The 11,822-nt window shown below is 67.2% G+C and carries 10 protein-coding genes; 3 read left to right on the forward strand and 7 right to left on the reverse strand.

Annotation, left to right across the window (positions count from 1 at the left end; all coding sequences use genetic code 11):
- Window positions 1-2 precede the first annotated feature (2 nt).
- The 6 genes from ruvX to E3T42_RS13280 form a co-directional block, all read right to left on the reverse strand.
- On the reverse strand, window positions 3-479 hold the full coding sequence (gene ruvX / locus E3T42_RS13255; RefSeq protein ID WP_134366705.1) for a Holliday junction resolvase RuvX: 477 nt from the start codon (window positions 477-479) through the stop codon (window positions 3-5).
- 5 nt (window positions 480-484) lie between these two features.
- Complete coding sequence (gene alaS, locus E3T42_RS13260) at window positions 485-3,139, reverse strand: alanine--tRNA ligase (protein ID WP_134366706.1); 2,655 nt, start codon at window positions 3,137-3,139, stop codon at window positions 485-487.
- Between the two features lie 39 nt (window positions 3,140-3,178).
- Entirely contained in the window at window positions 3,179-3,412 is a 234-nt protein-coding gene (locus E3T42_RS13265; RefSeq protein ID WP_134366707.1) for a hypothetical protein, read from the reverse strand.
- An 83-nt stretch (window positions 3,413-3,495) separates the two neighbouring features.
- Window positions 3,496-3,867, reverse strand: a complete 372-nt coding sequence (locus tag E3T42_RS13270) for a DUF948 domain-containing protein (protein WP_134366708.1) — start codon at window positions 3,865-3,867, stop codon at window positions 3,496-3,498.
- Window positions 3,868-4,006: 139 nt separating this feature from the next.
- Window positions 4,007-4,636, reverse strand: a complete 630-nt coding sequence (gene rpsD / locus E3T42_RS13275; RefSeq protein ID WP_134366709.1) for a 30S ribosomal protein S4 — start codon at window positions 4,634-4,636, stop codon at window positions 4,007-4,009.
- 484 nt (window positions 4,637-5,120) lie between these two features.
- On the reverse strand, window positions 5,121-6,476 hold the full coding sequence (locus E3T42_RS13280) for a replication-associated recombination protein A (RefSeq protein ID WP_134366710.1): 1,356 nt from the start codon (window positions 6,474-6,476) through the stop codon (window positions 5,121-5,123).
- A 178-nt stretch (window positions 6,477-6,654) separates the two neighbouring features.
- On the opposite strand from E3T42_RS13280, the gene E3T42_RS13285 reads away from it, so the two are divergent.
- The 3 genes from E3T42_RS13285 to E3T42_RS13295 all read left to right on the forward strand — a co-directional run bounded on the left by E3T42_RS13285 (window position 6,655) and on the right by E3T42_RS13295 (window position 9,525).
- Window positions 6,655-7,449, forward strand: a complete 795-nt coding sequence (locus E3T42_RS13285; RefSeq protein ID WP_370262463.1) for a peptidylprolyl isomerase — start codon at window positions 6,655-6,657, stop codon at window positions 7,447-7,449.
- Window positions 7,450-7,557: 108 nt separating this feature from the next.
- The gene (locus E3T42_RS13290; RefSeq protein ID WP_134366712.1) at window positions 7,558-8,790 is read left to right on the forward strand and encodes a DUF349 domain-containing protein; all 1,233 of its coding nucleotides are present in this window, start codon (window positions 7,558-7,560) and stop codon (window positions 8,788-8,790) included.
- 108 nt (window positions 8,791-8,898) lie between these two features.
- Window positions 8,899-9,525 (forward strand): hypothetical protein, encoded by a 627-nt coding sequence (locus tag E3T42_RS13295; RefSeq protein ID WP_134366713.1) that lies wholly within the window; start codon window positions 8,899-8,901, stop codon window positions 9,523-9,525.
- On the opposite strand, the gene E3T42_RS13300 is transcribed toward E3T42_RS13295, so the two are convergent.
- Window positions 9,522-11,795, reverse strand: coding sequence for a bifunctional (p)ppGpp synthetase/guanosine-3',5'-bis(diphosphate) 3'-pyrophosphohydrolase (locus E3T42_RS13300; RefSeq protein ID WP_134366714.1), 2,274 nt, complete (start codon window positions 11,793-11,795; stop codon window positions 9,522-9,524). The two genes, E3T42_RS13295 and E3T42_RS13300, sit on opposite strands and share 4 nt — an antisense overlap.
- Window positions 11,796-11,822 lie beyond the last annotated feature (27 nt).

The following is an 11,822-nucleotide window of genomic DNA, read 5'->3' on the forward strand; positions in this document are numbered from 1 at the left end:
CGTCACTGTGGCGGCCCTTCGGTCGGAGCCACCGCCGAGCCGGGTGGCGTTCCCAGAGCACGTTCGGTGTCGAGGGCATGTTGAAGAATTATAGTGGCGGCGACCTGATCGACCACTGGGCGCTGGGTCCTGGCCTTGCGCCCGGCGGCGCGCAGCACCGACTGGGCGGCGACCGTGGACAGGCGCTCGTCGACCAGTCGCACCGGGATCGACAGGGTCCGGGCGAGCAACTCTGCGAAACCCACCGCGTCGTTGGTCGATGCTGTCCGGTTTCCGGACAGCGCCAGGGGCAGGCCGACCACGACCTCGATGGCGTCGAGCTCTGCCACCACGGCCGCGATCCGCACCACGTCCAGGCTGCCGGACTGGTCGCGACTCACGGTCTCGACCGGCGTCGCCAGCATGCCGTGCGGGTCGCTTCGGGCGAGCCCGATCCGCGCTGTCCCGACGTCGACTCCCACTCTCACGCCGTGACGCATGCTGCTCAGCCCGCTACGGCTGAGGTGACGGCTGCGAGGGCGTTCGGAATGGCCGCGACATCGGTGCCGCCGCCCTGGGCGAGGTCGTCCTTGCCGCCGCCGCCGCCGCCGAGGATCCCGGCGACCTGCTTGGCCAGCGCGCCGGCCCGGTGGCCGGACTCGCGCGCCGCGGCGTTGGTGGCCACGATAACGACCGGCTTCTCGCCGACCACCGCGGCGAGGGCGACGACGGCCGGGCCGCTTCCCAGCTGGGTGCGCGTGGCGGTCACCAGCATCCGCAGTTCGTCGGCGGAATTCAGCGTGCCGACGTTCTCGGCGACGACCTTGACCGAACCTGCCGTGGAGGCGGACGCGACGAGGGCCGGCACCTTGTCCGTGAGTGCACGGGCTTCGAAGGCCGCGATCTTCTTCTCGGCGGCCTTGAGGTTCTGCACGAGCTCGTTGATGCGTTCGGGCAGCTGATCCCGGGGGGTCTTCAGGTTCGCGGTCAGCTGGGAGACGAGGGCGCGTTCGGCGGCCAGGTCGCGGAAGGCCTCGAGGCCGACCAGCGATTCCACCCGGCGGTTCGTGGATCCGACGGAGCCCTCGCTGACGAGGCTGATCATTCCGATCTCCGCGCTGGAAGAGACGTGGGTTCCCGCGCACAGTTCACGTGACCAGGGGCCGCCGATGTCGACCACCCGCACGCGGTCGCCGTACTTTTCGCTGAACAGGGCCATGGCTCCGAGGGCCTTCGCCTCGGCCAGGGGAAGCTCGCGGGTCTGAACGGGCAGGTTGTCCCGGATGGCGTTGTTCGAGATCTCTTCGATCTCGCTGCGGGTCGCCGGGGACAGAGCCTGGTTCCAGGAGAAGTCGAGGCGGAAGAAACCGGCCTTGTTGTAGGAGCCGGACTGGTGCGCGTTCGGGCCGAGCACCTGGCGCAAGGCTGCGTGCAGCACGTGCGTGCCGGAGTGGGCCTGGCGCGCGCCGCGGCGCCAATCGGGGTCGACGACGCTGGTGGCCGCGTCTCCGACACCGACCTCGCCGGACCGGACCTGGACCTTGTGGCTGATGAGCCCCTTGACGGGCTTCTGCACGTCGAGGACCTCGAGCTCGTAGCCGGTTCCCACGATCAGGCCGGCGTCGGCCTCCTGGCCGCCGGACTCCGCGTAGAGCGCCGTCTCGGCCAGGATGACCTCGGCGATCTCACCGGAAACGGCGCGGTCGACGGACTGTCCGCTCACGATGATGCCGAGCACGCTGGATTCGGTCTGCAGGGCGTCGTAGCCGGTGAAGAGCGTCTCCCCCGCCGCGCGGAAGGCGCTGTAGACCGACAGGTCGGCGAGGTGCGTCTTCTTGGCCTTAGCGTCGGCTTTGGCCATTGCGCGCTGCTTGGCCATGAGGGCGTCGAAGGCGTCGCGGTTGACGCTGAGGCCGGCCTCCTCGGCCATCTCGAGGGTGATCTCGATCGGGAAGCCGTAGGTGTCGTGCAGGAGGAACGCGGTGTCGCCCGGGAGAACGACCTTCTCGGCCTTCTTGGTCTTCGCCACGGCGAGGTCCAGGACCGCACTGCCGCTGGCGAGGGTGCGGAGGAAGGTCTCCTCCTCCGCGTACGCCGCCTGGCTGATCCGGGAGTAGTCGGCCTTGACCTCGGGGTAGGCCCCGGCCATGGCGTCGCGTGAGGCCGGGAAGAGCTCGGGGAAGGTGGAGCCCTCCACGCCGAGGAGGCGCATGGCGCGGACGCTCCGGCGCATGAGGCGGCGCAGGATGTACCCGCGGCCCTCGTTGGACGGCATGACGCCGTCGCTCATCAGCATCAGGGACGACCGCACGTGGTCGGCGACGATGCGCATCCGCACGTCGTCATCGTGCACGGCGCCGTAACGGCGACCGGACAGCTCCGCGGCACGGTCGAGGACCGGACGCACCTGGTCGATCTCGTACATGTTCTCGACGCCCTGCTTGAGGAAGGCGACGCGTTCGAGGCCCATTCCGGTGTCGATGTTCTTCTTCGGCAGGTCGCCGAGGATGATGAAGTCGTTCTTGCCGGTGCCCTCGCCGCGCAGGTACTGCATGAAGACGAGATTCCAGATTTCGACGTAACGGTCGTCGTCGGTGGCCGGACCGCCGTCGATGCCGTAGGCGGGACCGCGGTCGAAGAAGATCTCGGAGCAGGGTCCGGCGGGGCCCGGCTGGCCGGTCGACCAGTAGTTGGTGTCCATGCCGAGGCGCTGGATCCGGTTCTCGGGCAGGCCGAGGGCGCGCCAGTAGCGGAAGGCCTCGTCGTCGTCTTCGTAGACCGTGACCCAGAGGTCTTTCTCCGCGAAGCCGTAGCCGCCGTCGGCCTCTGAGGTGGTGAGCAGCTCCCAGGCGTACCCGATGGCTTCTTCTTTGAAGTAGTCGCCGAATGAGAAGTTGCCGTTCATCTGGAAGAAGGTGCCGTGACGCGGCGTCTTGCCGACCTCTTCGATGTCATTGGTGCGAATGCACTTCTGCACGCTCGTCGCGCGCGGGTACGGGGCCGGTACGAGACCGGTCAGGTAGGGCACGAACGGAACCATGCCGGCCACCGTGAAGAGGAGTGTGGGGTCGTCGCTGACGAGCGAAGCGGAGGGGACAACGGTGTGTCCGCGATCGGCAAAGAAGTCGAGCCAGCGCCCGCGAATTTCAGCAGTCTGCATTAGTTCCGTAGTTCGTTGTAGCGGGAAAAAGATGGAAATTTACGGCTGGGTGAGCTTTTCGATCGAGTCGTCGGCTTCCGCAGCGATATCGCCGATGGCGTCCCGCAGTTCGGCCTCGCGTTTGCGGTAACCGTCCGAGATGGCCTCGCCGAATTCGCGGGCCTTGGTGTCGAGATCGGCAAAGAATTGCTTGCCCTGACGCGTCTTACCGCCCTCACGGGCGAGGAGCAGCCCCGTGGCCAGACCGACGACGAACCAGATGAAGTTCTTCATGACAATGCTCCCTGACGTGTGTGGAGACCCGGATCCGAGACTCGAACGGCTTCTTTCCAGAATAGCCGACTCCCTGCGCCGGACTACCGGCGCCGACGGGTGAGGGCCGGTCGGGCGGCCCCGAGGGCGGCGCGCACGCCGGCGGAGAAGCCCGCGAGCTTGACCAGCGGACCGCCGACGGTCGCGGCGACCAGGGCCACCATCGCGGAGACATTGCCCGTGACATCCGCCACATTCGACGTGATGGTGTCGACCCGGGCGAGCTGGGCGTTGGTCTCCTGCAGGGTCTTCGTCGATTCCTCGAGCAGCGGTGTCACGTTGTGGCTCAGGTCTCGGATGGCCAGGGTCGTCTCATCGAAGACGCGCCCGAGCTTGAACAGCGGGACGGACAGGAAGAGCACCAGGACGGCGAAGCCGCCCGCAAAAACCAGACCGACGATATCTGCACCAGACATTGACCAACCATCCATTCCTCGATCGGCATGCACCGACATTCGGCGTGCAGAAACGCAAAGAGCGGACCACCCCAAGGGTGATCCGCTCTCCAGCGTAGTTCAGAAGCGCTGCCTGACGGCGGCGCAGGTAAAAAAGAACCTAGCGGGCCGCGTAGTACTCGACGACGAGCTGGACTTCACAGGTCACCGGGATTTCGATGCGCTTGGGGCGGCGCACGAGGCGGGCCTGCAGCTTGTCGATCTCGACCTCGAGGTACGGCGGGAGCTTCGGGAGAACGTCGACGTGACCGCCGGCGGCTGCAACCTGGAACGGCTCCATGCCCTCGCTCTTGGGCTTGACGTGGATGAGCTGACCCGGCTTCACGCGGAAGGAGGGCCGGTCAACCAGCTGGCCGTCGATGAGGATGTGACGGTGCACGATCATCTGACGGGCCTGGGCGGTGGTGCGGGCGATGGCCGAACGCACGAGAAGAGCGTCGAGACGGGTCTCGAGAATCTCGACGAGGTTCTCACCGGTCAGTCCCTGGGCGCGGCGAGCTTCCTCGAAGGCGATCTTGAGCTGAGCCTCGCGGATGCCGTACTGGGCGCGTAAGCGCTGCTTTTCGCGAAGACGAACGGCGTAGTCGGAGTCGGTCTTGCGCTTGGTGCGACCGTGCTCCCCCGGTGCGTACGGACGCTTCTCGAGGTAGCGGGCGGCCTTCGGGGTCAGGGCGATGCCCAGGGCCCGCGACAGGCGGGTCTTACTGCGGGTGCGTGACTTGGTAGACACGGTGTCCTTTCGATGGAACTGCAAACAGGGGAAACCAGGGCGCGAGCCTGGTGTGCAAAAGCACAGACCGGCGTCATGGGAGTTCAGAGGGGTGGTTGCCACGGGACGCCCGGCTACAGAGCGAAACCCATCCAAATCTGGAGACGGACGCAGCCGCATGCCGTTCCAGTTGTAGGCCCGTTCAGGCTACCACATCGGCCCCGCTGCCCACTCCGTTGCCCGCCCCCTCCGCCCGACCCCGCCCGAACCAATTCGACGGAGATTCTGCTCTAAAACGGCTCATACCGACTGTTTCGGGCCGGTTTGGCCAAAATCTCCGTCGAATTCGTTCATCGGGCGGGGCACAGCGGAGCGGGGCGAGGGCGAGGGCGAGGGGCTGGGGGCTGGAGGCTGGAGGAGGCACGAGGGAGGAGGCACGAGGGAGGAGGCACGAGGCACGAGGAACGAGGGAGGAGGCACGAGGGAGGAGGAGGGCTGCGGGCTGCTAGCGGGCGCGGATGATCTTGCGGAGCTTGGCGAGCCGGGCCGAGACCTCGCGCTCGTTGCCGTGCTCGGTGGGTTCGTAGTAGCGAGCGTCGGCGATCTCGTCCGGCGGGTACTGCTGGGCCAGCACGCCGAGGACGTCGTCGTGGGGGTACCGGTAGCCCCGGCCGTGACCGAGCCGTTTGGCGCCGGAATAGTGGGCGTCGCGCAAATGTTTGGGGACGCGGCCCGTCTTGCCGGCGCGAACATCCGCGATGGCCTTGTCCAACGCCATATAAGAGGCGTTGGATTTCGGCGCCGTGGCCAGGTGCACGACCGCCTGGGCCAGTGGGATGCGACCCTCCGGCATGCCGATGTACTGCACGGCGTCCGCGGCGGCGATGGCGATCAGGAGGGACTGCGGATCGGCCATGCCGATGTCTTCCGAGGCCAGGACGATGATGCGGCGGCAGATGAATCGCGGGTCTTCGCCGGACTCGATCATGCGCGCGAGGTAGTGCAGGGACGCGTCGACGTCGGATCCTCGAACAGACTTGATGAACGCGCTGATCACGTCGTAGTGCTCGTCGCCGTTGCGGTCGTAGCGAAGCAACGCCCGGTCCACGGCGAGGGCGACGATCTCGGTGGTGATGACCGGCCGCTCGTCCGCTCCCGGTTCGGATTCCGCCGGCCTGACCGCCGACGCCGCCGACACGGATGCGGCCTCCAGCGCCGTGAGCGCCCGGCGGGCGTCCCCCGACGCGAGCCGGATGATCGCCGCCCGGGCCTCGGGGTCGAGAACGAACCGGTCCGCCAGACCGCGCGGCTCGACCACGGCACGGTCGACGACGATGCCAAGGTCGTCGTCGCTGAGGGTCTCGAGGGTCAGGAGCAGGGACCGTGACAGCAGCGGAGAGATGACCGAGAACGACGGGTTCTCGGTGGTCGCGGCCACCAGGATGATGATCCCGTTCTCCACACCCGGGAGCAGGGCATCCTGCTGGGCCTTGCTGAAACGGTGGATCTCGTCCAGGAAAAGTACCGTGGAGAGCCCGTAGAGGTCACGACTCGTGCGCGCCTCCTCCATCACCTGGCGCACGTCACGCACGCCGGCCGAGACAGCGGACAACTCCACGAACCGACGACCGGAGCTGTGTGCGATGGCCTGGGCGAGCGTGGTCTTGCCTGTGCCGGGCGGGCCCCAGAGGATGACGGAGACGGCGCCCTGCTCCCCCGTCTTGTCGCTCGCCAGGCTCACCAGCGGCGAGCCGGGAGTCAGCAGGTGCTTCTGGCCGGCGACCTCGTCGAGACTCTTCGGGCGCATCCGCACGGCGAGCGGTGTGGCACCGCTGCGTAGTCCCGGTTGAACATCAGCCATAGGTCCAGCGTAGTTTGTGCCGGTGACCGGGCGAACAGTGCCGGGCGACGGGCCCGCGACCCTGTTTGTCTGGATTCACTCGGTTGCGTAGAGTTCAACGTGGTTCGGGCGTCAATCGCGCCGGGCCGTCCCTGCGTGATCTGGCCGTGCGCGGCCCCCTGGAGGATACGACGTGGTAGTGAACAAGAAACAAGACCGCGAAGCCCGCGAGGCGCGTGTGCGGGTTCGTGCCTTCCAGGCCCGGCGGGCGGTGCACGAGCACCAGCAGAAGCGTCGGTTGCGGGACAACATCTTTGCCGGTATAGCGGTGACGGCCGTGCTCGCCCTCGCCGTGGGCGCGCAGTTGGCCTTCTTCAGCGGCGGCTCCGGGAAGGTCGCGCCCTCCACGTCGGCCACCCCGACCCCGTCGGCGAGTGAGACGGCGCCGGCCGGCGCGAACTCGGGCGATGTCCCGCCCACGACCCTGGCCGAGGGCCGCACCTGGACCGGCACGATGGCCCTGAACGGCATTCCACTGGAGATCGAACTGGACGGCGCCGCCGCACCGCAGGCCGTGTCGTCCACGATCAGTCTGATCAATTCGGGGTTCTACCAGGACCTGACCTGTCACCGTCTGACCACCGGCGGATTCTTCGTGCTGCAGTGCGGCGACCCCGAAGGCACCGGTGCCGGCGGGCCCGGTTACAGCTATGGCCCGGTCGAGAACGCCCCCGCGGACAACGTGTACCCGGCCGGCACCCTCGCCATGGCCCGACAGGGCGGCAACGCCTACAGCATGGGCAGCCAGTTCTTCATCGTCTACGACGACACCACCATCCCCGCCGACGCGGTCGGCGGCTACACGGTGCTGGGCAAGGTCACCGGCGGACTTGACCAGATCAAGGCGCAGATCACGGATGCCGGCGTCACCGGCGGCTCCGCGGACGGCGCTCCCGCGGTGCCGACGACGATCACACAGGTATCAGTTCAGTAGAATCACCTAAACCATGCGCGGGCTTGCAATAGGCTTGACGCAGTATTGGCTCTAGACGCAGTATCGGCTCCCTCGTGAGCGCCCGACGACATCATTAAGGTGAGGCTCTTGACTACGACAGATCAGCAACCATGGGGTCGCGTAGACGAATCCGGCACGGTTTACGTGCGCGAAGCGACAGGTGAACGCGCCGTGGGACAGTATCCCGACGCGACGCCGGAAGAGGCGCTGGCCTACTTCGAACGCAAATACGTTGAACTCAACGGACAGGTCACGCTCCTGGAACAGCGTGCAAAGGGTGGCGCGCCCGCGGCCGACATCGCGAAGTCCGTCGCTCACCTGACCGAGACGGTAGCCAACGCCAACGCGGTCGGCAACCTGGCCGCACTGGCAGCCCGCCTGGGCGCCCTGGGCGGCGCCGTGAGCGAGCTCACGGAGCAGCAGAGCGCCGAGTCGAAGGCCGCTGCTGTCGCCGCCATCGCCGAGCGCGCCGCCATCGTCGCCGAAGCAGAGGCCCTCGCGGCCGAAGACCCGGCCAAGACGCAGTGGAAGCAGACCAGTGCTGCCCTCGAGGCGCTCTTCGCCAAGTGGCAGGCTCACCAGCACGACGCCCCCCGCATCCCCAAGGGTGAGGCCAACGACCTGTGGAAGCGATTCCGGGCCGCCCGCACCACGATCGAACAGAACCGCAAGGCGTTCTTCGCCGAGTTGGACAGCGCCCACAAGGACGTCCGCAACCGCAAGCAGCACCTGATCGAGCAGGCCGAAGCCCTCGCGCCGAAGGGCGCGGACGGCATCCCGGCCTACCGCAACCTTCTCGACGAGTGGAAGCTGGCCGGCCGCAGCGGCAAAAAGCAGGATGACGCCATGTGGGCGAAGTTCAAGGCCGCCGGTGACGTGTTGTACTCCGTGAAGTCGGAAATCGACGCGCAGGACAACGAGGAGTTCGCCGGAAACCTGGAGCAGAAGCTCGAATTGCTCACCGAAGCCGAACTGCTCCTGACCGAAACGGACCGCACGAAGGCCCGCACGACCCTCAGCGCGATCCAGCGCCGGTGGGATGCGATCGGCAAGGTTCCGCGCGACTCCGTCAAGCTGGTCGAAGACCGCATGCGCAAGGTCGAGGCCGCCGTTCGCAAGCTCGACGACGACCACTGGAAGCGCAACAACCCGGAGACCAAGGCACGTGCCGAGGGCATGGCCGGTCAGTTGCACGACGCCATCGCCAAGCTCGAGGCCGAGCTCGCGACGGCCCAGGACAGCAAGGACGCTCGCGCGATCGCCGAGGCGACCGAGGCCCTGGAGACCCGCAAGGCGTGGTTGAAGGCCATCGGCCAGTAACGCGCCCCGGCTCGAACCGGGTTCGTCAACAGAAGTGAGAACGGGGATCTGTCCACAGATCCCCGTTCTTCTTGTATCCGGCCCGCGACCGGACCGCACGCTGGTCCGATGAGCTTCAGATTGCAGCCGGTGCTTTCCGCCCGGGACCTTCCACTCGCTGAACTGTGCTGCGCGCGCCTCGACGGGGAGGTGTTCAAGCTGGGCGATTTCTGGTGCCCGGTCGACGAGCCGGGCGACGCCCCGAGCCGGGCTCGCGCGGCGGGCCTCCTCGTGTCTCCACGGGCGATCGCGGAGCGGCTGACCGCCGCGTGGATCTACGGCCTCACCCCGGAGCCGCGACAGCACCAGTTCTGCGTCCACACGGCCGCCCGGATGCATCTGGCTCCCTCACCGAGGCTGCGGATCCGCGAGGTCAGCTGCAGCCCGGACCAGGTGCAGACGATTTCCGGCCTGCGGGTCACTCGCCCCCTCCGGACCGTCGTGGACCTGGCGCGGTGGAACCTGGACCCGGATGCCGATGGGGATTCGCTGCGGGCGTGCGCCCTGCCGCCACTGATCGCCGCGCTCCTGCGATTCGCCGGCCACAGCAGCGCCGATCCGGCCCGCCGGCTCTGCGCCGGCCCCAACGTGCCGTACAAGGCCCAGGCCCTGGCCCGCCTCGACGAGGCGCAGGTCCTACTGGACACCCTGCCGGCTGAGCCTACGTTGTCGGTTCAGCCGACGCTGCCGGTTTAGCCGTCGTTGACGCGGTAGACGTCGTACACGGCGTCGATGCGCCGCACGGCGTTGAGCACCCGGTCGAGGTGGGTGGTATCCCCCATCTCGAAAACGAACCGGCTGATCGCCAAGCGGTCGGTCGAGGTGTGAACCGTGGCGGAGAGGATGTTGACGTGGTGCTCGGACAGCACCCGGGTCACGTCCGACAGGAGTCCGGAGCGGTCCAGGGCCTCGATCTGGATCTGAACCAGGAAGAGGCTCTTGGAGGTCGGCGCCCAGTCCACGTCGATCATGCGCTCAGGTTCCTTGAGCAGGGACTGAACGTTGCGGCAGGTTGCCTGGTGCACCGAGACGCCGGCGCCGCGGGTGATGAATCCGACGACCTTGTCGCCCGGGACCGGGGTGCAACAGCGGGCGAGTTTGACCAGGATGTCCGGGGCTCCACGCACCAGGATGCCGGAATCGCTGTTCCGGAGCGTCTGCGTGCGCCCGTTCGGTGCGAACGGGAGATCGGTGGCATCGCTCTCCTCGACGCTTTGCAGCGTGGCGACGACCTTCTCCAACACGGACTGGGTGGACACGTGACCCTCGCCGACGGCGGCGTAGAGGGCGGAGACGTCCTCGTACTTCATCACCGCGGCCACCTCGGCGAAGGAGTCCTGGTTCATCAGCTTCTGCAGCGGCAGGTTCTGCTTGCGCATGGCGCGGGCGATGGCGTCGCGGCCCTGTTCGATCGCCTCGTCCCGGCGCTCCTTGGTGAACCACTGGCGGATCTTGTTGCGCGCCCGTGGGCTCTTGACGAAGTTGAGCCAGTCTTTGCTGGGCCCGGAGTCCGGATTCTTGGAGGTGAAGACCTCCACGACGTCGCCGGTGATCAGCGGGCTCTCGAGAGGCACGAGACGCCCGTTGACCTTGGCACCCATCGTGCGGTGGCCGACCTCGGTGTGCACGGCGTAGGCAAAGTCGACCGGGGTCGCATCGGCCGGCAGGCCGATGACGCGGCCCTTGGGTGTGAAGACGTAGACCTCTTTGGCACCGATTTCGTACCGGAGCGAATCGAGGAACTCCCCCGGGTCTGCCGTCTCGGCCTGCCAGTCAGAGATGTGCGCCAGCCAGGCCATGTCGGTGTCGCTCTGCGGGCCCGGCCCGGAGGTCTTGCCGGTGGTCTGCTCCTTGTACTTCCAGTGCGAGGCCACGCCGAATTCCGCGCGCTGGTGCATCTCCTGGGTGCGGATCTGGATTTCCACCGCGCGCCCGCTCGGCCCGAGGACGGTGGTGTGCAGCGACTGGTAGAGATTGAATTTGGGGGTGGCGATGTAATCCTTGAACCGGCCGGGCAGCGGGGTCCAGCGCGCGTGGATCGCCCCGAGCACCGCGTAGCAGTCGCGCACGGAATTGACCAGCACGCGGATGCCGACCAGGTCGTAGATCTCGTCGAACTCGCGCCCGCGCACGACCATCTTCTGGTAGATCGAGTAGTACTGCTTGGGCCGGCCGGCCACCTTGCCGCGAATCCGGGCCGCCTTGAGGTCGTCGACGATGGAGTCGATGACGTGCTGAACGAATTCCTCGCGCTGAGGGGTGCGCTGCTTGACCAGGCTGTCGATCTCTGCGTAGAGCTTGGGGTAGAGCACCGCGAACGAGAGGTCTTCCAGTTCCCACTTGATGGTCTGGATGCCCAGCCGGTGCGCGAGCGGGGCATAGATCTCAAGGGTCTCGGTGGCTTTACGCACGGCTGACTCCGCCGGCACGAAGCCCCAGGTGCGGGCGTTGTGCAGCCGGTCCGCGAGCTTGATGATCAGCACCCGGATGTCTTTCGACATCGCCACGATCATTTTGCGCACGGTCTCGGCCTGCGTGCTGTCGCCGTACTTGACCTTGTCGAGCTTCGTCACCCCGTCGACGAGCATGGTGATCTCGTCGCCGAAATCGCTCCGCAGCTGATCGAGGGTGTACTCGGTGTCCTCCACGGTGTCGTGCAGGAGCGCGGCGGCCACCGTCTTGGGGCCGATGCCGAGGTCGGCGAGGATCTGCGACACCGCGACCGGGTGGGTGATGTACGGCTCACCGCTGCGCCGGAATTGCCCTTCGTGAGCCCGTTCCGCCGTGGTGTACGCGCGTTCGATGATCGACAGGTCGACCTTCGGGTGGTGCATCCGCACGGTCTTCAAGAGGGTGTCGACAGCTCCGACCGGCTGAGCCCGCGAAAAGATGCGCGGCACGAGGCGCCGGAGCGAGGCGGGCGGAACCGGAGCCGGGGAGGCAGGAGGAGACGTCAGATCGGTCATCCGTCACCTCCATCCCTCACAACAATT

The organism is Cryobacterium sp. TMT4-10, assembly GCF_004403275.1.
Taxonomy (GTDB): domain Bacteria; phylum Actinomycetota; class Actinomycetes; order Actinomycetales; family Microbacteriaceae; genus Cryobacterium; species Cryobacterium shii.